21 protein-coding genes are annotated in these 19,770 nt (G+C 60.0%); 12 read left to right on the top strand and 9 right to left on the bottom strand.

The features are described 5' to 3' along the window. Nucleotides 1–12: 12 nt before the first annotated feature. The 4 genes from AC1DO7_RS00105 to AC1DO7_RS00090 all read right to left on the bottom strand — a co-directional run bounded on the left by AC1DO7_RS00105 (nucleotide 13) and on the right by AC1DO7_RS00090 (nucleotide 4,940). Nucleotides 13–1,164: a CaiB/BaiF CoA transferase family protein gene (locus tag AC1DO7_RS00105; RefSeq protein ID WP_441617208.1), complete on the bottom strand. Its 1,152-nt coding sequence runs from the start codon at nucleotides 1,162–1,164 to the stop codon at nucleotides 13–15. Between the two features lie 78 nt (nucleotides 1,165–1,242). Beyond that, entirely contained in the window at nucleotides 1,243–1,692 is a 450-nt protein-coding gene (locus AC1DO7_RS00100; protein ID WP_441617206.1) for a PaaI family thioesterase, read from the bottom strand. 219 nt (nucleotides 1,693–1,911) lie between these two features. Next, nucleotides 1,912–2,892 (bottom strand): Bug family tripartite tricarboxylate transporter substrate binding protein, encoded by a 981-nt coding sequence (locus tag AC1DO7_RS00095; RefSeq protein ID WP_477115650.1) that lies wholly within the window; start codon nucleotides 2,890–2,892, stop codon nucleotides 1,912–1,914. Between the two features lie 221 nt (nucleotides 2,893–3,113). Then, nucleotides 3,114–4,940, bottom strand: coding sequence for an acyl-CoA dehydrogenase family protein (locus AC1DO7_RS00090; protein ID WP_441650312.1), 1,827 nt, complete (start codon nucleotides 4,938–4,940; stop codon nucleotides 3,114–3,116). Between the two features lie 294 nt (nucleotides 4,941–5,234). Between AC1DO7_RS00090 and AC1DO7_RS00085 the strand changes: the two genes are divergently transcribed. The 10 genes from AC1DO7_RS00085 to AC1DO7_RS00040 all read left to right on the top strand — a co-directional run bounded on the left by AC1DO7_RS00085 (nucleotide 5,235) and on the right by AC1DO7_RS00040 (nucleotide 13,545). Then, nucleotides 5,235–6,110, top strand: coding sequence for a LysR family transcriptional regulator (locus tag AC1DO7_RS00085; RefSeq protein WP_441617200.1), 876 nt, complete (start codon nucleotides 5,235–5,237; stop codon nucleotides 6,108–6,110). 206 nt (nucleotides 6,111–6,316) lie between these two features. Then, the gene (locus AC1DO7_RS00080) at nucleotides 6,317–7,600 is read left to right on the top strand and encodes a tyrosine-type recombinase/integrase (RefSeq protein WP_477115649.1); all 1,284 of its coding nucleotides are present in this window, start codon (nucleotides 6,317–6,319) and stop codon (nucleotides 7,598–7,600) included. Next, entirely contained in the window at nucleotides 7,597–8,184 is a 588-nt protein-coding gene (locus AC1DO7_RS00075) for a helix-turn-helix domain-containing protein (protein ID WP_477115648.1), read from the top strand. The genes AC1DO7_RS00080 and AC1DO7_RS00075 overlap by 4 nt, the downstream gene beginning before the upstream one ends. Nucleotides 8,185–8,420: 236 nt before the next feature. Next, on the top strand, nucleotides 8,421–8,738 hold the full coding sequence (locus AC1DO7_RS00070) for a hypothetical protein (protein WP_477115647.1): 318 nt from the start codon (nucleotides 8,421–8,423) through the stop codon (nucleotides 8,736–8,738). A 373-nt stretch (nucleotides 8,739–9,111) separates the two neighbouring features. Beyond that, nucleotides 9,112–9,405, top strand: a complete 294-nt coding sequence (locus AC1DO7_RS00065) for a hypothetical protein (RefSeq protein WP_477115646.1) — start codon at nucleotides 9,112–9,114, stop codon at nucleotides 9,403–9,405. After that, on the top strand, nucleotides 9,402–9,632 hold the full coding sequence (locus AC1DO7_RS00060) for a hypothetical protein (protein WP_477115645.1): 231 nt from the start codon (nucleotides 9,402–9,404) through the stop codon (nucleotides 9,630–9,632). The genes AC1DO7_RS00065 and AC1DO7_RS00060 overlap by 4 nt, the downstream gene beginning before the upstream one ends. After that, a complete protein-coding gene (locus AC1DO7_RS00055) occupies nucleotides 9,629–10,090 on the top strand; it encodes a hypothetical protein (protein ID WP_477115644.1) in 462 nt (153 codons plus the stop codon). The genes AC1DO7_RS00060 and AC1DO7_RS00055 overlap by 4 nt, the downstream gene beginning before the upstream one ends. Before the next feature lie 243 nt (nucleotides 10,091–10,333). Then, nucleotides 10,334–11,728 (top strand): primase-helicase family protein, encoded by a 1,395-nt coding sequence (locus AC1DO7_RS00050; protein ID WP_477115643.1) that lies wholly within the window; start codon nucleotides 10,334–10,336, stop codon nucleotides 11,726–11,728. A 198-nt stretch (nucleotides 11,729–11,926) separates the two neighbouring features. Further along, nucleotides 11,927–12,547, top strand: a complete 621-nt coding sequence (locus AC1DO7_RS00045) for a hypothetical protein (protein ID WP_477115642.1) — start codon at nucleotides 11,927–11,929, stop codon at nucleotides 12,545–12,547. Nucleotides 12,548–12,912: 365 nt separating this feature from the next. Beyond that, the gene (locus tag AC1DO7_RS00040) at nucleotides 12,913–13,545 is read left to right on the top strand and encodes a recombinase family protein (RefSeq protein ID WP_477115641.1); all 633 of its coding nucleotides are present in this window, start codon (nucleotides 12,913–12,915) and stop codon (nucleotides 13,543–13,545) included. A gap of 649 nt (nucleotides 13,546–14,194) precedes the next feature. On the opposite strand, the gene AC1DO7_RS00035 is transcribed toward AC1DO7_RS00040, so the two are convergent. The 5 genes from AC1DO7_RS00035 to AC1DO7_RS00015 all read right to left on the bottom strand — a co-directional run bounded on the left by AC1DO7_RS00035 (nucleotide 14,195) and on the right by AC1DO7_RS00015 (nucleotide 18,822). After that, complete coding sequence (locus tag AC1DO7_RS00035) at nucleotides 14,195–14,779, bottom strand: abortive infection family protein (protein ID WP_441650315.1); 585 nt, start codon at nucleotides 14,777–14,779, stop codon at nucleotides 14,195–14,197. Between the two features lie 194 nt (nucleotides 14,780–14,973). Then, nucleotides 14,974–16,677 carry an ATP-dependent nuclease gene (locus tag AC1DO7_RS00030; protein WP_441650316.1) on the bottom strand — a complete coding sequence of 568 codons (1,704 nt, stop codon included), beginning with the start codon at nucleotides 16,675–16,677 and terminating at the stop codon, nucleotides 14,974–14,976. A 138-nt stretch (nucleotides 16,678–16,815) separates the two neighbouring features. Then, entirely contained in the window at nucleotides 16,816–17,652 is an 837-nt protein-coding gene (locus AC1DO7_RS00025) for a DUF4393 domain-containing protein (protein ID WP_441650317.1), read from the bottom strand. A gap of 114 nt (nucleotides 17,653–17,766) precedes the next feature. Then, nucleotides 17,767–18,111 (bottom strand): hypothetical protein, encoded by a 345-nt coding sequence (locus tag AC1DO7_RS00020; RefSeq protein ID WP_441650318.1) that lies wholly within the window; start codon nucleotides 18,109–18,111, stop codon nucleotides 17,767–17,769. Nucleotides 18,112–18,522: 411 nt separating this feature from the next. Further along, a complete protein-coding gene (locus AC1DO7_RS00015; protein WP_441617198.1) occupies nucleotides 18,523–18,822 on the bottom strand; it encodes an antibiotic biosynthesis monooxygenase family protein in 300 nt (99 codons plus the stop codon). Between the two features lie 302 nt (nucleotides 18,823–19,124). Here AC1DO7_RS00015 and AC1DO7_RS00010 point away from each other — a divergent pair, with 302 nt between their 5' ends. Together AC1DO7_RS00010 and AC1DO7_RS00005 are read left to right on the top strand one after the other, a co-directional pair. Further along, nucleotides 19,125–19,430 carry a FeoA family protein gene (locus AC1DO7_RS00010; RefSeq protein WP_441617196.1) on the top strand — a complete coding sequence of 102 codons (306 nt, stop codon included), beginning with the start codon at nucleotides 19,125–19,127 and terminating at the stop codon, nucleotides 19,428–19,430. A 19-nt stretch (nucleotides 19,431–19,449) separates the two neighbouring features. Next, the coding region (locus AC1DO7_RS00005) for a FeoB small GTPase domain-containing protein (protein ID WP_477115640.1) at nucleotides 19,450–19,770 on the top strand (321 nt) is incomplete at its 3' end.

The following is a 19,770-nucleotide window of genomic DNA, read 5'->3' as shown; positions in this document are numbered from 1 at the left end:
TCCAAAAAAACCTTATTCCCCATCATTCGCCGCCACCAGCGGCAAAAACCGATCCCCTTCGGCCAGCGGCGCAAACCGATACGTCGCCGGCGTACGGCTAAGCTTCACGGGGGCGCCCAGCCCCTTGTAGCCACCCGGCATCTCCACCACCATCTCGCGGTGCGCGGTGTGCGGATGCTGCAGCGCATCCGCCACCGACAGCACCGGCGCGCACGGCACGCCGGCGGCCACCAGCGTATCGGCCAGGATCTTGCCGTCCAGCTTGCCCATGCGCGCTTCCAGCTCCACCTTCAGCACGGCGCGGTTGACCGAGCGTGCGCCCGCGGTGGCGAAGCGCTCATCGTCGGCATATCCGGCGATGCCGAGGTGCTCGCACAGGATGCGGAACTGGCGGTCGTTGCCCACGGCCAGGAAGATCGGGTCGGTGGCCGTGGCGACGGTGTCGTACGGATAGATGTTCGGGTGCGCGTTGCCGGTGCGTGCCGGTTCCTTGCCGTTCATGAACCAGTTGGCCGCATGCGGGTGCAGCAGCGACAAACCCGAGTCATACAGTGCCGCCTCGACAAACTGGCCGCGGCCGCTGCGCTCGCGCTCCTGCAGCGCCAGCAACACGCCGAGCGTGGCGTTGAGGCCGGTGACCATGTCCACCACCGGCAACCCCACCCGCAGCGGATCGCCGCCGGCTTCGCCGTTGATGCTCATGATGCCGGCCATGGCCTGGATGGCGGCGTCGTAGCCGGGCAGCCCGCCCAGCGGGCCGTCGGCGCCGAAGCCGGACACGCGGCAATGCACCAGGCGCGGGAAGCGCGCGGAGAGCGCATCGAAGCCCAGGCCCCATTTCTCCAGCGTGCCGGTCTTGAAGTTCTCCACCAGCACGTCGGCATCGGCCAGCAGGGCCAGCAGCACTTCGCGGTCGGCCTCGGTGGTGAGATCGAGCCGCATCACGCGCTTGTTGCGGTTCAGGCCGAAGTAGTACGAGGCCACGCCGTCCTTGAACGGGGGGCCCCAGGTGCGGGTGTCGTCGCCCTGGGGCGGCTCGATCTTGAGGACATCGGCACCGTGGTCGCCGAGGATCTGTCCGCAGAACGGACCGCCCAGGATGCGCGAGAGGTCGACCACGCGGATGCCGGCGAGTGCGCCGGGCGATGCAGGGAGTTGGCTCATGAGGGGGCTCCGTTCGTTGCGGGAGTGATCTTGGGGATTGGCCTCGCCGGCGCGGCGAGGCTGCGCTCGGCTATCCGGTTACCTGGCGGGCACGCGCTCCACCAGCTTGAAGGTGCCGGTGGCCAGCGCCAGCAGCTCGCCCTTCTCGTCGCGGATCTCGCCGCGCGCGAAGCACATGGCGCGTCCGCGCCGTTCGCACCAGGCGATGCCGGTCAGCTCGCCGCGGCCAGGCGCGGTGAAGTGCACGGTCAGGTCGATGGTGACCACGCCGAAGCTGCGCGGGTCGTGGCCGCGCGCGGCGCAGGACAGCGCGCAGTCGAGCAGCGTGGCGATGGCGCCGCCGTGGACTTCGCCGCGGCTGTTGGTGTGGTCGGGATGGTAGGCCATGCTCACGCGCGCCTCGCGCGCGTCGATCTGTACGCCGCGCAGGCCGAACACGCGCGCCATCGGCATGGTCAGGCCAAACAGCGTGCCGGGCGGCTCGCCGGCGAATTCGTTGACGTACGTGGCGGTGTCGAGATCGTTCATGGCGTTGCGAATACGAGAGGAAGGGAAGCGGGCCGCGCTGCAGAAGGCAGCGCGCGGTGGAGGTCGATACTACCGCCGATTAGCCCTTCCTTGACCGGGTGGCACGCGGTGCCGCCGTAATGCTGCGCGATGATCGGCCATCGGCAGCATCGCGGGGCGGATGCGCGGCCTGGCCGGGCGCTTGCCTGGCACAAGAAGCCGCGCCGCGCGCCGCATGCGTCAGTCGAGCTGCGCGCCCGATTTCTGCACCACGGCGCGCCACTTGGTGACCTCCGCCTTGACGAAGCCGCCCAGCTGCTCGGGCGTGGTCGACGGCGCGAACTCCAGGCCTTGCGCCTGCAAGGTCTTGCGCACCTCGGGCTGCTTGAGCGCATCGGCGAAGGCCTGATTGAGCCTGGCGATGACTGCGGGCGGCGTGCCGGCCGGCGCCACCACGCCGAAGAACACCGAGACGTCGAAGCCGGGCACGCCCTGCTCGGCCACGGTGGGCACGTCGGGCAAGGCCTGCGAGCGGCCCTTGGTGGTCACGCCGAGCACGCGCACCTTGCCGCCCTTGATGAAGGGCAGCGCGGTCAGCACATCGGTGAAGGTCATGCTGACCTGGCCGCCGAGCAGGTCGTTGAGCGCGGGACCGGTGCCCTTGTACGGGATATGGCGGAAATCGGTGCCGGCCAGGTTGTTGAACAGCACGCCCGCCAGGTGCGAGGACGCGCCGTTGCCGGAGGACGCATAGGTCAGCTGGCCCGGGTGCGCCTTGCCGTAGGCGATCAGCTCGCCGACGGTCTTGGCGRGCACGGAGGGGCTCACCACCAGCACATTGGGCAGTTGCCCGATCTGGATCACCGGCGCGAAGCTCTTGACCGGGTCGTAGTTGATCTTGCGATAGAGGCTGACATTGATGGCCAGCGGGGCGGAGGTGCCGAACATCAGCGTGTAGCCGTCCGGCTCGGCGCGCGCCACCGCTTCGGCGCCGATATTGCCGCCGGCGCCGGCGCGGTTCTCCACCACCACGGTCTGGCCGAGGCTGGTCTTGAGCGCGGCCGCCAGCGTGCGCGCCATCACGTCGGTGGGACCGCCGGGCGGGTAGGTCACGATCATCATGATCGGCTTGGAGGGATAGTCTTTCTGCGCCAGGGCGGGGGCGATGCCCACGCAGAGGGTGCACGCGGCGACAGCGGCAAGGCGTTGCCAGAGGGTCATGGTGGTCTCCTGATGTCGATCATCTTCCACCGGGCAAGCGGCGCCCTGGCGGAATGCGCGGCGCCGGCTGGCGGTGCCGCGAGGGCTTGTCGGTACTGCGGTTCGTTTGCCGGGCGAAGGCGGCATGCGACTGCCTGCCCCCTCCCCCGGCCCCGCGCCCGCGAGCGGGAGAGCGGGAGTGGGGTAAAGCAACAATGCCTTCGTGCGGTCCGCTCCCGCGGTCAGAACAGGTTGACCTGGTCTACCGCGCCGGCGGCTCGCACGGCGCCATCGGCCGGCGGCGCCACGGTATCGGCCAGCCAGTCCGGCTCGGCATCGCCGGCCAGCGGGTCCTGCGGCAGCACGCGGTGCACCAGCACCAGCTGCGCCAGGCGCATGCGCCGCTCGGAGCCGATGCGGCCGGCCTCCCATGCCATCGCGACCGCGCTGGTCACGTGGTAAAGGCCGGAGGCGGCCTGGCGCGCCAGTACGTCGCCGTCGGCGCCGGCATCGGCGGCACGCGCGGCCAGCGCCGTGGCGCGGGCGATCGCGGCGGTGAAGGCGGCCCGCGCGGCGGGATGCAGCGGGGTGTCGCGCAGCAGCCCTTCCAGGTGGGCCTGCAGCACCGGCAGCGCGCCCTCGCGGCGGATCGCGCGCAGTACGTCCAGCGCGACGATATTGCTGGTGCCTTCCCAGATCGAGCCGAGGTGCGCGTCGCGCACCAGGCGCGGGTCGCTCCATTCTTCGATATAGCCGCAACCGCCGCGGATCTCCATGGCGTCGCCGGTGACCTTGCGCGCGTCGCGGCAGGCGCGGAACTTGATCAGCGGCGTGAGCACGCGCATCAGCGGGTAGGCATCGGCCTCGCCAGCGTCGGCGCGGCGCAGGGCCTCGGCGGTCTGGAACACCATGGTGCGGGCCTGCTCGGTGGGCAGCGCGAGCTTGAGCAGCTGGCGGCGCATCAGCGGCATGTCGGCCAGGCGCTTGCCGAAGGCGCGGCGCTCGCGGGCGATGAACTGGCCTTCGGACAGCGCGCGGCGCATCAGGCCGGCGGCGCGCACGCCGTTGGACAGGCGCGAGTTGTTGATCATGTCGGCCATCTGCACGAAGCCGCGGCCGAGCTCGCCCACCAGGTAGGCATGCGCGCCTTCCAGGCGGATCTCGCCGCTGGCCATGGAGCGCGTGCCCAGCTTGTCCTTCAGGCGGATGATGCGGTAGTGGTTGGTGCTGCCATCGGCCAGCGTGCGCGGCAGCAAGAACAGCGACACGCCCTTGATGCCGGGCGCTGCCTGGCCGTTCTCGTCTTCCACGCGTGCCAGCACCATCGCCAGCGCGGCGTCCGGATTGGAGCAGAACCACTTGTCGCCCGACAGGCGCCAGCCGCCCTCGGCGAGCGCGTCGCGCACGGCGCGCGTAGTGGTGGCGGCCACGTCGGAGCCGGCGCCCTGCTCGGTCATGAACATGGCGCCCTGGTACAGGTCCTCGAAGACCTGGGTGGTCAGGTTGGGCAGGTAGCGCTCGACCACGGCCGGGTCGCCGAACTTGCGCAGCGTGCGCGTGAGCGAATCGGTCATCGACAGCGGGCAGCACAGGCCGAACTCGGCCTGCACGAACAGGTAGGTCAGCGCGTACTTGGCCGCGGCCGGCATCGGCTTGTCCCAGCCGAGCACGCCGCCGCGGTGGGAGGCCGCCGCCAGGCCGAACTCGGAGAACGCCACGCGCTCCAGCTCCACGTAGGCCGGGTGCTTGTCGATGGTTTGCGCATCCAGCCCGGTGCGGGTGCGGTGCGAGAGGGTGGGCTTGTTGTGGTCGGCGGTGTGGGCCAGCGTATCCAGCACGCCGCCGGCCATGCCGCCCAGGCGCTCCAGATGGGGCAGCAGGTGGGCGAACAGGTCGGCCGGCAGGTACAGCGGCAGCAGCGCGCGCAGGTCCGGGTCGCTGGTGAACAGGTTCACGCCCTGCTGGTCGGGCACGGGGTGGGCCGGGGTGGCGGCCGGCGGGTTGTCCGTGGCGGAGGAAGCGGAGGAAGCGGAGGAAGCGGCGGGGTGGCGCGCAGCGCTGGTCTGCATGAGGTATCTCCTGTGTTTGCCGGCACGCGCCGGCGGCGCCGGGCCGCGTGGGCAGCGGGCGGCTGGGCGGTGATGCGGTGATGCGGTGTCTGGTGCTTGCTGTCTCTTGGTGCTTGTATTTGTGCTTTTCAAGGCCCTTCATGGCCTTGCGGGGCGGAGCGCCCTGGCTTCGCGCTTCCCGCCGCGATCCGCGGCGCGCTGGTGCGGGACGGATTGCATGTCTCCATTATTCAAAGTGCAGCGATTCGTGTCTAATTCTAAAATTGGCTTGGTCCATATATTTTTTATATCGCCATGGAATTCCGTCACCTGCGCTACTTCCTCGTGCTCGCCGAAGAACTGCACTTTGGCCGCGCCGCCCGCCGCCTGTCGATCTCGCAGCCGCCGCTGTCGCTCAATATCCAGCAGCTGGAGGCCTCGATCGGCGCGCGCCTGTTCGAGCGCGACAGCCGCGGCGTGCGCCTGACGGCGGCCGGCCGCGCCTTTCGCGAATCGGCCGGCGCGCTGCTGGCCCAGGCCGAGGACGCCCGCCAGCAGGCGCGCGAGATCGAAGCCGGCGCCATCGGCCGCTTGCGCATCGGCTTCGTCGGCTCGATGCTGTACCGCGGCCTGCCGCAGCGCCTGCGGGAGTTCCAGGCCAGCTATCCCGGCATCCAGGTGACGCTGACCGAACTCAACTCACAGGAGCAGATCGAGGCCCTGCTGCACGACCGGCTCGACGCCGGCTTTATCCACACCAGCCGCGTGCCCGACGAACTGGCCACGGCGCTGGTCCACAGCGAACCGTTCCTGTGCTGCGTGCCGTCGGACCATCCGCTGGCCGGGCAGGCCAGCGTGGCACTGGGCGCGCTGCGGGGCGAGCCGTTCGTGCTGTTCTCGCGCAATGCCTCGCCTGACTACTACAACCGCATCTTCGAGATGTGCGCGGCGCAGGGCTTTTATCCCCAGATCCGGCACGAGGTGCGTCACTGGCTGTCAGTGGTGTCGCTGGTGTCGCAAGGCACGGGCGTGGCCCTGGTGCCGGCCGCGCTGCAGCGCTCGGCAATGGCGGGCGCGGTATTCCTGCCGCTGGCGCAGGCCGCGGTGCCGTCGGAGGTGTTCTGCGTCTGGAAGGGGGCGGTGGAGGATCCGGCCAGGGAACGGTTCCTTGCGTTGGTGCGCACGGGCTGAACCGTGCCGCGCCGGCGGCCAGTCACCCAAACCAGCGGCCGAAAAGAAAAATGCCACCTGCTTTACCGGCAAGTAGTATCGACGTAGATTGACGTAGATTGACGTAGCATTCTGTGTAAATTCAATGGCTTGCAGAGGCATCACATCGACCTAGAGTAGATCGAAGTGGCTTTATATACTCTAATTTTGCTTACACAGGTGCTTACATGGCACGAATCAACTTCACGGCATCGCGCATCGCCGCCTATGAGTGCGAGGCTGGCAAGACTCAATCTTTCTTGTGGGACGAAGGCTGCCGCTGGCTTGCACTGCGTGCCACTCGCAACGGGGCCAAGGCATACATATTCCAAGCCAAGCTGCACGGCAAAGACATTCGCGTAACTATCGGCTCGCCCGATGCATGGAAGATTCCAGACGCACGAGCCAGAGCCAATGAACTCAAGGTGATGGTTGACAAGGGCATAGACCCGCGCATCGTAGCCGCCGAAACGAAGCAACAAGCCAAGGCCGAAGCCGACGAGAAAGCCGCCCTAAAGCTGCTCGCCCGGGAAGCCTGGAACGCCTACCTTGCAGCGCCTCACCCCAAGTGGGGAGAGATTCACCGCAAGGCACACGCAGAGGCTGCCCAAGAAGGCGGGGAAGTTCTCAAGAGTAGGAAAGCGTTGTCACGCCCCGGCCCCTTGGCACCGCTCCTGTGCCTGCCGCTACATGACATCACAGCCGACGTTGTAGCCGACTGGCTGCGACAAGAATCAGCCACACGATCCACAGCAGCACAGAACGGATTCCGCAAGTTCCGAGCCTTCGTGAACTGGTGCGCTAAACAGCCCCAGTACCGGAACGCCATACAGCCTGATTGCTGCCAAGCCGACAACGTGAAAGACGTAGTGCCACCAGCACGCGCCAGAAAGAACGATTCGCTACAGAAGGATCAATTGGCTTTGTGGTTCGCTCATGTCCGACAGGCTAGCCCCGTCATGAGCGCCTTCCTTCAGGCGCTTCTCCTGACAGGTGCACGCCGTAACGAGATGGTGTTATTGAAATGGTCGGACGTGGATTTCCAGTGGAAGACCATGAGGCTATACGACACGGAAGACGCCAGCGGAGAGCGCACGATCCCGCTCACGCCCTACCTAGCTACGCTACTGGAGGCACTGCCCCCCAAAGACGATTACGTGTTTGCCAGTCCGTACAGCAAGGGTGGGCCACTCGTGAACCCCACTATCCCCCATAACCTCGCCCTACAGGCGGCAGGTCTTCCACACATTACACTGCACGGTTTGCGCCGCTCGTTTGCCACGCTCAGCGAATGGCTGGACACGATCCCTGTCGGCGTAGTGGCACAGATCATGGGACACAAGCCCAGCGCAGTAGCGGAGAAGCACTACAAGCAACGCTCCATCGACCTCTTGCGCATGCACCATGCCAAGATTGAAGCGTGGATGCTTGAACAGGCAGGAATTAAGTTTGCACAGGATGCAGCAGCATGAAGCAGTTTCAGATTGAATTCTTGCGAGACTTCGCAACTGACCACCTGCCCCGCGCACAGGCCGACAGAGAGCAAGTCAGACGCTTTGGCGGCGACGCTGCCGACCTGAACAATAGGCTAGCCGTTACAGCCACGATGGTGCGAAGCAAGGCAGGCACGACCGCTATTGAATTCGCAGCCGCTAATGTGCTTGAGTCAGTCACCTTGCTTTGTGCAGATCGCGTGGAGGTGCCGATATCAAAGCCACAGCGTGCCAGCGTCCTTAAGACGCTCGCCAGCAACGCTCAGGAATTGTGCATGCTGACAGGCACAGCCATACCTTGGCTTACATCGTTGCCCACAGCGCCAGAGGAAGAGGAAGAGGAAGAGCCAGCGCCAGCGCCAGCGACACAGAAGACCCGGCTTCTAGCCGGTAGGCTGTTGACGACAAAGGAAGCCGCTGAGGTGCTGGGGTATGCAGAGCAGACGCTCAGAAAGTGGGCTTCAGATGAATCGGGACCGATCCAGCCGATACGCAACATGGGGCGACATTTGCGGTGGTCGGGGGACGACATACTTGTATTGCAGTCTCGCAAGAAGCCGTAAAGGGCGCCACACCAACTAAATTGTAACCAAATATTACAAAGTGCTCATAAAGTCATTATTGTGAGCCTTTTTCTCGCTCGCACCCCTTGCATACCTATTGCAATTTTGCTAGGGACGTGATACAATATGCATATATTCGAGGTAAAGATTTCCCCGATACAATCTTATGTCAACACAGCCCGCATGTCAACCGGAACACACCATGACACAGCAAGCACATCACAAAGGACTCACCCATGGACCTCACGCCCAAGTATCACCCTAGGACGCAGCACAGCCTGCCCTACTACCAAGCCATCCTACTCAACCTGATTGAAGGCATCAGCCGCAATCTGTCCCAGCAGCAAATCGCAGATATCCTGAACCAGAAGGCTTTGCTGTCTCCCTACGGCAAACCTTGGACTGTGGCGGCTGTGCGCAAATCCATTTTCAAACTCAGGCACTCTGACACCGAACCCAGCAAGTTACACGCGGCTTTGATGCGCCTGTTCTTCTGCGGAATGATTACGCGCGACCAAGCGAACGTGCTCATCACCCCTAGCCGCGTGCTCTAAGCCTCTGCCGCATTCGCGGCTCCCGCAGTACCTCTTCCATCAATTTCAAATGCATCTCCGTGCGAATCCATCGCTACGGCTGGGCATCCTATTACCTAAAGGAAACAACAATGATTCCACGCGACATTAACAATATCGTCGGCTATATGAGTGTCAAAGACCTGTCTGAGTATCTCAGTCGCAACCCTATCGATACCAACTTATCGTCAATCCAGATTCGCTGGGAACTAGAACAAGAGCTAGGTGCATTCGTCAACATGGGCAGTTTAGTCCTGGCCGCCCTATTGTGCGGGTATTCGTGCAGTCCCGGAGGACATAACCGGGTTTTCAAATTCTCTAAGGCTCACTAATTTCAAATACTAAGGAAAAACTAATGACAATCGTATATCAAAATTGGCGGGACATGGTCCCTGCATCGTACAGTCCTGCATCTGCGGCGTATGCATTCAAGGAACTACAAGAACAGGCAAAGAGTGACGCCACCCGCAAGTTTCTCATAGAAGAATATTATCAGTCTCTCAGGGCTCGACGTCAGATTGACGTTGCAACGCATCTTCAAGCAGGGGCACGGTACGACGCCGCTCTCCGTCTCCTCACCGAGGATTATTATCAGTTTCTCATTTCACAACGTCAATCTGGCGTTGAATCACACAAGGAAAACCAATGAAACCAAATCTTCGTAAGAACGCTGCACCCGCCAGCACGACCAGCAAACCTCAAGCTACAGCTACATCACTGTCATCTACAGAGTTTCTTACTCTCAGCACGTTGATTAGCAAATTGACTGAGCGTATCGACTCGCTCACGGCACAGGTTCAAAAAATCACTGCTGCCCAGCCCAACGAATCAAAAACCATTAAGAAAGTTGTCTACAAACAAGGAATCGCACAATGAACACACCCACAATGCCCTCAGACCTGCCATCGGATCGTTACATCACCCGTGCCGAGCGTCTGGCCCATCAATCTCAGATTGACGACTATGTAGCGCACTGCCGCGACATTGAAGCCAAAGAGCGCGACAAACATAAGCGTGCCGAACCCACCGGACCACGGACGCTTACCGATACAGAGTACGATGACTTTAAGCGCCAGCAATGGGAAGCTGAGCAAGCACGACGAGCCGAACAGCAAGCTGCTGAGAAAGCTGAGACAGATTCTAGGAAAGCTTTCCTAGAATCGACACCAGCGACTGTAAATATCGTATCTGCCAATGACTTCCAATTTTTGATGGAATTTGCACATCGTGTGCGACAAGGTTATGAACTCCATCCGCATAGCGTCACTAGCTTTGTTTTGGGCTGTTACTCCGCAGATATGGTCCTGCCAGCCACCAAGGCTAAAGCCAAGTAATCAACCTGAGGGCCGCATGGTGCGGCCCTTTCTCATTCTACGGACCCATGACCATGACAAAACATAACCACCAGCGCATCACCACCGCTAGCGGCCTGGAACTACTCCGTGCGTATGTCTACCTGCCTGAATCGGTATGGAATGACCTTTACGCCGTCTCCAAGGACTCAGGCATCTCAGCATCACAGTACATCTGCAATCTCATTACCACTGCCAACAATGGCACAGTCGAAAAGGACAAACATGACAGCACAACCCTCTCTGTCGCTCGTTCCGAGTGATGCCACATCGGCCACAGCCGCTCCATCCAAATCCATCACCTTACTTGATCCCAAGGACGCTACAAAGCTGTTTGCCGACTTTCTGGTAGAACAGTCGTGGTGCATCAAAGTTTCCTCATACCCTTTCGAAGCAATCCACACTTCCAGTAATGAGACCGGCGCTGTAGAAGCCTTCAAGCTGGAGTTCACAGCATGGGCTAGGGCTAACAACGTTCGGGTCCGGACAGATGACTACCACGGATTCCTGAAGCAGCTTGATACCCGGCTTCTGTCCCACCTGCCGCGCATCTACKGCAAAGCCTTCAGACCTGTAGGCCAACGCTTTTTTCAGTATCACGGCGTCCTGTTGGCTAACACCTTCGTGCCGTTCAAGCCAGAGCTTCCCGCTAAATTCGAGATGCCCGACATCCTGAGGCGATACCTTCAAGTCGTTCTGATGACTGACCAAGACAGAAAGCACGTCACACAGGTGATGGCTGACATTGTGCAGAATCCCTGCCGTCGCCCTCAGCATGGCCTCATCGTCACTGGTGAGCAGGGCACAGGTAAGTCCACGCTCTTCCGCATCGTCCGCGCCGCCCTTGGTGGCCGCCACGTCTACGATGGAACGTATGGCTCCGCACTCTCTTCATTCTCGGAAGTTTTCGTCAAAAATCTGCTTGTCGTAGTCGATGACGATGTAGGAAGGAAGGACACCTACGAACGTTTGAAAAGCAATATCACCAAGACCGAGACTTCAGTCGAGATCAAAGGCGTTCAGGAACGTGTGCAGCGGGAAGTGTTTGCGAGGGTGTGGGTGTGCTCCAACTCCCGCTGCCCTCTGCCGGGATTCCCTGCCGGCGACAGGCGCTTCTATGTCACGGAGTACAACGAGCATAGGGTTAGCCCGGAAGATACGGCGGCATTCTTCGAAGAGTTCAATGATTGGTTTGAACTGCCCGACACTCCCGCAGTGCTTCGCCACTGGCTGCTGTCGGAAGACCTGTCGGACTTCAAGCCGGGTTCCACCGTCAAGACTGAAGCCCACGCACAGATGGCGGGACTGAGCACACCGCAACTCGATACCTTGATTGCAGAGTACGTGTCTTCCGGCCTCACGGTGCATAACGTTGGACTTGTTACCTATCTCCAAGAGAACGGGCACAAGAGCACTGATCCAGACAAGATCAAGGGGATCATGGGTTCCCTGAACTATGAGGACAGCCGCCGCGTCGTGCCGGGTTGTGGCGAGAAGCAGCAGCCGTTGTGGCAGCCCATCCCGAAGGGTAAGAAACGTGCCCCGCCGCTGACGGAAGAAGAGATTGCCAACATTCAAGCTGTGGCGTGCCCCGACTTTCAGAACCCTGCGAGTCGCTAATGCAACGCTAATGCAGTGCTAATGCACCACTAATGCAAAGCACAGAAAACTGCAATCCCTTGCTGGAAAAGAGTTTCCGGACGATTCGCACGGCTAATGCAGCTAATGCAATGTTGCGCAGACTCTCTATTAATTACGAAGTGCGAAAGCACTGAAGTTGGGCTTGCCCCGAGCTACAGACATACACAGGAAATTTCAATGTTCAAACATACACCCGGCGCCGCTGGCGCTATCCACCGTAGTGCAGCCGAGGCGGGCATGAGCTACGTGCTGATGCCGCGCGGCATCCTTCCCCACGATGCCTACTACCCGCAGACATTCACTGATGCCCATGGCGCTGAGTTCGCAGCCATGTCGGACTTTCAATGTCCCGCCACCGGTATCTACATCGAGTCGAAATCTGGCCTGATGAACGGATTGAAGAACAAGGCCAATGCTGACAAGGCCTTGTCTCGTTTCGAAGCCGACTGTGCCAAAGGTTTCATCACCAGCCGCAACTACAACAAAAAGAAGCTGGAAGCGTCATGGTCAGCCAGTGTCCCCAAGTTCAGTGCTGTCCAGCACCAGCTAGCCGAGGCTGGCGGCTGTGTAGTGCTCATCTTTGACAAGGCGCCAGACGCGAAGACAGTGGGCCGCCTGGACAGAGCAAAGGTGTTCTGGTGCATCGTCGGAGATGAACACTTCCGAAAGTTCATGTCCTTCCACACGTTGGCTCGATATGGCTTCGCCACCAGCTACACCATTGATGGGCATCTCTTCACGACAGAGGYGACAGAAGGAAGATTTGGTTACACCGCTTCGCGCGTTCAATCTTCTTAAAGCAACTCTGTTGCATCTGAGGCGCCTTCTACGGGCAATATCCGCCAAAACAGGCCGATTCCAGCCTCATCGCACCGTCAACGTGCACCCGCAATCCTTGATTACCCATCGATAAATGGCCTAAAACAGCCATAAGAAGGTAAAAAACCTTTAATAATCAATAGGTTACGATTTGTCAAAGCCAGGCATTGCGCATGTACATTGCCACAGCCTAGCCGGGCACTGCTGCTCCCTCAGGCATGGCTCACACGGTATGCCCTGCTGAGCCACTACAAAGAGCCATATTCCTTGGCTCAATAGGGTTGACAGTCTGTGAGCCACCATCTAGTATTGAGCCATTAACCCAGTGAGCTAGGTGAGCCAGCATGAAACTCTACTACGGACGTATCTCCAGCACGGATGGCCAGTCATCGGCCTCTCAGTACGACGACGCGAAGCAACACGGTGTAGACCGCAAGCACGTGCACATCGATGAGGGTGTGTCTGGTTATCACGTTGCTCCCTTGGATCGTGCGGAGTGGAAGCGGATCGAAGACAAGCTGTCGAACGGTGGCGTTCTGGTAGTGCGCTGGGTTGACCGTATCTCGCGCCGCTACGATGAGCTACATGCCACCATGCAGCGCCTTATGGCTAATGGTGTACGGGTGGAGTGCACACTTAACAATATGGTGTTTGATGGCGCTGCTACTGACGCCATCGCTAAGGCCACTCGTGACGCCGTGCTCGCCTTCATGGCTGCCCAAGGCGAAGCCGACTACCTGAACCGTCGTGAGATGCAACGGCGCGGTATCGAGACTGCCAAGCGTACCAATCCTGAGAAGTACCAAGGTCGTGCACGAGCCGCAGACGCTGCCTCTGTAGTGGCATGGCGCCGTGAGCATGGCGCATCCATTGCAGCCACGGCAGAAGAGTTCGGCATCAGCACTGCCACCGTCAAACGGTACATGCTGCTGTCTGTTGCTGCATCCGCTCCCATGCAGGACTGGGCCAGCAAGTGAGGGGCCTCTACGACGCCACCACAGCCCCCTAGCTGCATCAGCCCAGCCCAGCCTACCCACGGCACTCCCGGCAACGATGGCGTGGCTGTGGGCCTTGTATATTTCAGAGTTTTGGCTGATGGCGGCCCCCCTACGCCGTGGCGGTTAAGTGGTCCCACCGCCCTCGCAGATATATTCGCCACAGCGTTTTCCACTTCTGCCAAAAGCCACCCCACCCGCCCAAAATTTGGGAAGACTCATTCGCGCCCACCCTTGCCTGCCTTCGTTCCGACAGCAGCACAGGCTTGCTCAATACACCGCGTATGGTCGTATCAAGTGGTAGGCCGCCGGTATCAAGAACACGCCCAATGTGGGAAGGAGAAATGGTCTTGGTGATGCGTAGGTGTCCGCATAGAACCGTCGCCCTGCCTTGGAAGCAAGAAACCACGCCAACACTCCAGGCACCCATATTAAGTGAGGACCGTCGAGCAGCAGTCCCCATGCAACCCCGTACGCAATGGCGATGGGGATACAAAGGAGGCTGAGGATGATCGGCCTCTTCCTAGTCTCTGAAAACCCAGAGCTATCGCCTTGAGATTTGAGGCAGCCCAAGACGAGTCCGCAAAGGAAGCCGCAGAGCGCAACAAATGCCAGTGCAACAAGATACGTTTCAATTGAGGTCATTGCTTGGATTTCGTGCTTCGAACGTTTGCAGCAAGTAGAGCGCGAGTGCACCAGACAGATTGACTGCAAGTTCTGCATGCCGTGGAGCCGGCTTGACCGCTCGTTTCCCCGTGCCATGCGCATCGCTCAGCCTATTCCTAAGGGCACCAAGCCCCTCTACAACGGAATGGCATCCGCCGAGAATCTGCTTGAAGACGTCCTCAGTATGTTGGCTGGGAGCGAGGTTCAGCGCCTTGGACGTGAGGCGGTACAGGTGCGGCAATTCCGGTGAATCTCCGTAATCTACGGACACCTCATCCAAGATGTGCTTGCATGTTGTCTCAAGCAGAGTGCGAGCAATCGTTATGGCCCCTGCCGGGTCCGTCTGCCTGCGTTCTAACGCTTTCCGCCACGCCGCCTGTAAGTGGTCGGCATCAAACCTCTCAATTGCGGCTGTTACGACATGATCGGCTGGCCCGGATGACGATTGCTCGATCATTTCGATGAGAGGTCGGAATTCATTCCACAGATACGTCCGACGTTCCGCGTACGAGGGGAATTTGTGCTTGATGAACTGCCAGAATTGGGCCAAGTCTCTGCAAGTTCTTACGAATTTCGGAATCAGAGGGGCGTACCCAGTCCGTTCAAGTAGGGAAGCCCGTAAGCCGCCGTAATCGCCCTCATACGCGGGCCCGTTGGTAGCCTGCGACACGAGAATATTCTGAAGTAACTCGACCTCTTCCAACAGCCTCTCTCGTTGATGCATGCCCCCTCCCCGTCCCATTCTCAAACCCTGATGAAGCGGGATACAAACTGCCTCGCCTCCGCCAACTCTGGCGCAGCCTTGAGGTTGTTTCCGTGCTTCTCCAATACAGCGGCAACCCAAGCATTCTTTTCTTCGCTTTCCTCGACAACGAACGATTCAAGCTCACCGTTGGGCACAACGAACAAACCCAATCCCGCAAGGGCATCGAGCAGACGCTGACCGGCCGGCTTTGCGTCGCGCGAAAGAACACCAATTCCGCTTTCCTTTGCTCGCGCATTTCCCACCGAGACTTTGAGAACCTTCTGCATCTCGCTAAGAATTTTTCGTGGCACCTCGTCCTGCCCGACATCTATCCCTCCGAGAACCGCGAGAGCCTTGTCTCGGAACGCCTCTGGCGTTGTCTTCCCTAGCGCATCGATTGATGCCTTAACAGCCCGATAGTCAACCTCAAACGTATCCTTGACGCCGCCAAGCGCCTCCACGATTGGCCACAACTGCGCAGGGGTACACAGTACGTCAAAATCAACCACTGCGGCCACGGGCACGTCAAGGCTCTTTAGTGCTCTGACCAGCTTTGAAATCCCTCCCTTTCCGCCGGACTGAACAAACATCATGTCGCGTGCATAGGGATGCTCGTCCTCGTCCCGCAGAGCATCTGCAATCGCGCCATAAAAACGACAATCTCCCTCGGCCTCACAAATAACCACCTTCTCGTGAAATGCACCGTCTAGGATGTTCGAGTACCTGAGAGCCGGGTCGCCCCAGACTTCCCTGATTTTGTCGGGAGTGAGTTCTGACACATGATTTTTGTCAGCGACCCTGCGAAGGCGCAGCACTCTTAGCGGGCGATCCTTAGCCTCAAGCGCCCCCCTAAGAAAGTCCGCACTGTGTGTCGCAATGAAGACCTGCCCATCTGCGTGTTCCTCAGCGATTCGCTTCCCAAGTTGTCTGGCCTGCGGAGGATGTAGAAAAGCCTCCGGCTCGTCTACTAGCGATATCGCCTGATGGCCCAAAAGTACGTGCATCAAGACCCCGACGAATCCACGCATTCCATCGCCTTGAACATCGAGGCGGGGAGCGTTGCGAAGCCGTTGCCGATAATCATCGTTCATAACATTTTCGCCTTCCTGTGGGACAACATTCGGCCCAACGTGAAGAGGAATTGTTTGTCCCGCAAAATGATCAACAGCGATCTCCGTACCGAACGCCCGTTTGAACCAGCGAGCAAGCTTACCCATTGCAGCATTATCTTGATGGAGATAGTGCATCGGGTGATTCGGCTGTTGCGCTCCAAAATCTATCGACTGCTGTGCCTGAGCAAGGGACAGGCGCGTACTCGCGTCAATATAGACGACAAACCAGTTAAACAACCCTGAAAAACCGGGGTTGCGGAAGAATTCAGTCACCGTGTACGGATTGGCACCCTGCCCCGCCCGAAAGTAGTGATCCGGCGGGGTCCCCGGCATTGGCTTGCCCACCTGCCGGACAAAATCCCACACTGACTGCTCATCCGCTGGCTTACCAACCGTAATGTCAGTCAATACATAGGCCGCCGGAATTCCGCCGACGCTTTGCAGCCTGCCTACCATTTCCCGCAGAGTTGCACTCTTACCCGCGTTATTGGGCCCAACGATGATAATTACATCGTTCTTGCCAAATCGCACGGCCTGCCCACCACTGAAAGAAAGACTTTCAATACTAACACCAACCGTATTCTCTGGCATTACAGTAGCCCTGTAAGATTAAATACCCAACACGACCGGCACTTAATAAAGTATTCGTCGGGGGGGCGGGCAAGACCAAATTCGCAAGGCCACCAGACCCCGCCTCGCGACAATCGCATTTGCGAATTTCCAAGATTTTCAGTCCCTCGGCTGTCCTTCCTTGTCCAAAATGCAAGCTCGACCAAACTGACTTCCAAGGTCTGTCATCTTCACTATGCCTTTCTTGATCTCGCCCTTGCGTCCTGGCGTTTGGGATATGCGTTGCAGTATCTCTTGGACAGTAGCAGCGCTCTCAATTTCTTCGTATGCCTTCGGGTCAGTCAAGAACTGATCGTAGTCAACTTTGATAAGCCCAAGGCGATCAAGATTATCGAGGTATGTCGAAAGCAAACCCGGGTGCTCGCATTGAGCACGCGTTGCGAGGGACGTCACATTCCGGTGCAGCACGTTATAACCGCCGCCATTCTCAATGTTGCTGTGAATACTCGCAATGGCAATGAAGTCCCAAGCGGTGACAAGGTACTTCATGACTTTTGCCTCGTCCGGGCACATGTTCTTGATGATGTCCACAAAGCCCGGATGCGCTCGGTATGCCGTGGCTTTGTCCATCGACGTCGCCAGTAGATTCGCGTACAAATCGGAGAGCGATTCTTCGGCGCCGGTATAGCGAAGGGCCTCAATAGCCGGGACAGCGATGTGCGGCTTGGGCTGCTGGATTTCCCCCGGTGGCACGTTCTCAAGCTTCTTGGCAACCCGCTCACGGACAAAATCCTTGATCTTGTCGACGCCCCATATCAGCCCCTCCACCGGGGCGAGAGCGGCGTTGACGGCCTTGGCTACAACGGCCAAACCCTTCCCTAATTCCTTCGCGGCTGGCTGAAGTGCATCTTCATATACTGGGACTTTGTCGACAATCTGCCCGATTGCTTTTGCGATTTCAGTTACGGAACCGCCGTCTTTTTTGTCTTCGGCCACGCTGACCTCCCAGTCAGTCCGAGTCTTAGAAAATGCACTTTAGCACGCAAGCTGCACACTTCGACTCAGTTGCGGCGCCTGCTTTCACTGGCGCCACTGCCTCCCGGCTTCTTGTTATCTAGGCATGTAATGAAACATGAAGTAGGTCGATACGGGCCAGCCAATGAATGCTGCAACGCTCAGCGGCAGAGTGCCCACCATCCGCTCAACGAGTACACCAGGGAAGCTGGCAGCCAATCCGATAGCGAAGATTACGAACGGTGCCCACCAAGTGACAGCCCAGCCGTAATAGCCGAGATAGACCAGTCCCGTGAGGGTTCCGGCAAGAGCCGACAGGCCCAGCACGAAACCAAAGACTTGATTACGTCCGCGAAAATTCCGTAGATGCAGTTGCTGGTAGAAGATGCAGACTGCGAAGACGCAATAGAAGGCTATCGAAGGCCATGAGAGTACGTTCATCGGTGCCGTTTCCAGTTGAAATCGGAGTGCACCGTACCTCACAGCCTGAGGATTCGCCATAGCACCGTTGCAGGGATTGGTGCGCAGAAAAGGGTACGCACACAAAAGCACACTTCTTACACAGGCGCTTACATGAAATCCAGCACATGCCAACACGCTTACATATTTATCTCATAACCCATTGATTTATAAGCTATTGTCAGATCTACAAAAGAAAAATGCCACCTGCTTTACCGGCAAGTAGCATTGTCAAATACGCGTGGAACGGGGTGTTCAGCGTGTTTCCAGCTTACCCCCTGCGTCCCCCTGGACCAATAACGCAATTGCGTTATTCCCTTCCCCCCGCCAGGGAGGGGGAGCTTTCAGGCGGCTTTCGGGAACCGCAGCCCCGCCGCGGCGGACCTTCCGCGCTCAGAAACCCTCGACCGCGATGCTCACGTGCCCCACGTCGGGCGCCGAGGCGAAGTGTTCGCCGACCAGCTTGCGCCATTCGCTGAAGTCATCCGATTCGCGGAAGTCCACCATATGGTTTTCGACCGTCTCCCACTTCACTTCGAGCGTGAAGCGCGACGGGGTCTCGATCGAGCGGAGCAGGCGCATGCCATGGCAGCCGCGCGCGCGCCTGAACAACGGCGCAGCCTGCGCGACGGCCGCTTCGAATGCCGACTCCGAGCCGGCTTTGATCTGGAATTGCGCGATTTCAAGGATCATGGTCTTCACTCCGTGTCTGTATGTCGTCGTATTGGCCGGCGGACGGCGACGCTGCCGCGCTGCGGCCATGTGCCGACTCGCATTCTATGCCCGGGCAGGATATGCTGTTGCGCCTTTGCCGCCGCACCTCGCGCAGCGGCCTGCCAGAAGCCCCGCAGGGCAATGCCGGGATCGCGACGGGCACGGCGAAAACCAAACGTACAAAGGCAAATCGGCTACAATGGGAACGATTTTCATTTACCAACCCTGGCGTGAGTTTGCCGACCGCGTGCCGTGCCTCGCGCCTACGGACTGGAAGCCCCATGCGGTTGTCTGAACTTCCGCGGCGCACTGCCGCGGTCATCGTCTCTGTCGATGACACCTCTCCCAACGATCCCGTAGCGCGCCGCCTGCGAGAGCTTGGCTTCGTGCCCGGCGAAGCGGTGCAGGTCATCGCGCTGGGCCCGTTCGGCATCGATCCCCTCGTGGCACAGGTGGGCTTCACCCGCTTTGCCCTGCGCCGCTCGGAAGCGGCGCGCATTGCCGTGGAAGCGGTGAGCGCTTCCGTCTCCAGCATCACGCCGGCCGCGCAGCCAGACGCGCCCGCCGCCAAACGCACCGCTGCCTGAGCGGGCACCTGCCAAGAATATGTCCGTCGCTTCTCCGACTTCCGCCGCCCAGCGTCCCGCCTTGCGCGTGGCGCTGGTGGGCAATCCCAACTGCGGCAAGACCGCGTTGTTCAACCGCCTGACCGGCAGCCGCCAGAAGGTAGCCAACTACGCCGGCGTCACCGTCGAGCGCAAGGAAGGCCATTTCGTCTCGCCGGCGGGTCGCCAGGTGCGCGTGCTGGACCTGCCGGGTGCCTACAGCCTGCACGCGGCCAGCCTCGACGAGGCCATCACGCGCGATGTCTGCCTGGGCCGGCGCGCGGGCGAGACGCGCCCGGACCTGCTGGTATCGGTGGTGGAC

The sequence above is a fragment of the Cupriavidus sp. 05N40 genome (assembly GCF_056397305.1).
Note: the sequence above shows the minus strand (reverse complement) of the source record. Positions and strands in the feature narration are given on the sequence as shown.

Excerpts from the sequence above, each read along its gene's own strand:
- AC1DO7_RS00055 (WP_477115644.1), top strand. The coding sequence starts at position 9,629 with ATGAACACACCCACAATGCCCTCAGACCTGCCATCGGATCGTTACATC.
- AC1DO7_RS00075 (WP_477115648.1), top strand. The coding sequence starts at position 7,597 with ATGAAGCAGTTTCAGATTGAATTCTTGCGAGACTTCGCAACTGACCAC.
- AC1DO7_RS00020 (WP_441650318.1), bottom strand. The coding sequence starts at position 18,111 with ATGAACGTACTCTCATGGCCTTCGATAGCCTTCTATTGCGTCTTCGCA.
- AC1DO7_RS00060 (WP_477115645.1), top strand. The coding sequence starts at position 9,402 with ATGAAACCAAATCTTCGTAAGAACGCTGCACCCGCCAGCACGACCAGC.
- AC1DO7_RS00030 (WP_441650316.1), bottom strand. The coding sequence starts at position 16,677 with ATGCCAGAGAATACGGTTGGTGTTAGTATTGAAAGTCTTTCTTTCAGT.
- AC1DO7_RS00040 (WP_477115641.1), top strand. The coding sequence starts at position 12,913 with ATGAAACTCTACTACGGACGTATCTCCAGCACGGATGGCCAGTCATCG.
- AC1DO7_RS00085 (WP_441617200.1), top strand. The coding sequence starts at position 5,235 with ATGGAATTCCGTCACCTGCGCTACTTCCTCGTGCTCGCCGAAGAACTG.
- AC1DO7_RS00070 (WP_477115647.1), top strand. The coding sequence starts at position 8,421 with ATGGACCTCACGCCCAAGTATCACCCTAGGACGCAGCACAGCCTGCCC.
- AC1DO7_RS00090 (WP_441650312.1), bottom strand. The coding sequence starts at position 4,940 with ATGCAGACCAGCGCTGCGCGCCACCCCGCCGCTTCCTCCGCTTCCTCC.
- AC1DO7_RS00100 (WP_441617206.1), bottom strand. The coding sequence starts at position 1,692 with ATGAACGATCTCGACACCGCCACGTACGTCAACGAATTCGCCGGCGAG.
- AC1DO7_RS00010 (WP_441617196.1), top strand. The coding sequence starts at position 19,125 with ATGCGGTTGTCTGAACTTCCGCGGCGCACTGCCGCGGTCATCGTCTCT.
- AC1DO7_RS00065 (WP_477115646.1), top strand. The coding sequence starts at position 9,112 with ATGACAATCGTATATCAAAATTGGCGGGACATGGTCCCTGCATCGTAC.
- AC1DO7_RS00080 (WP_477115649.1), top strand. The coding sequence starts at position 6,317 with ATGGCACGAATCAACTTCACGGCATCGCGCATCGCCGCCTATGAGTGC.
- AC1DO7_RS00015 (WP_441617198.1), bottom strand. The coding sequence starts at position 18,822 with ATGATCCTTGAAATCGCGCAATTCCAGATCAAAGCCGGCTCGGAGTCG.
- AC1DO7_RS00105 (WP_441617208.1), bottom strand. The coding sequence starts at position 1,164 with ATGAGCCAACTCCCTGCATCGCCCGGCGCACTCGCCGGCATCCGCGTG.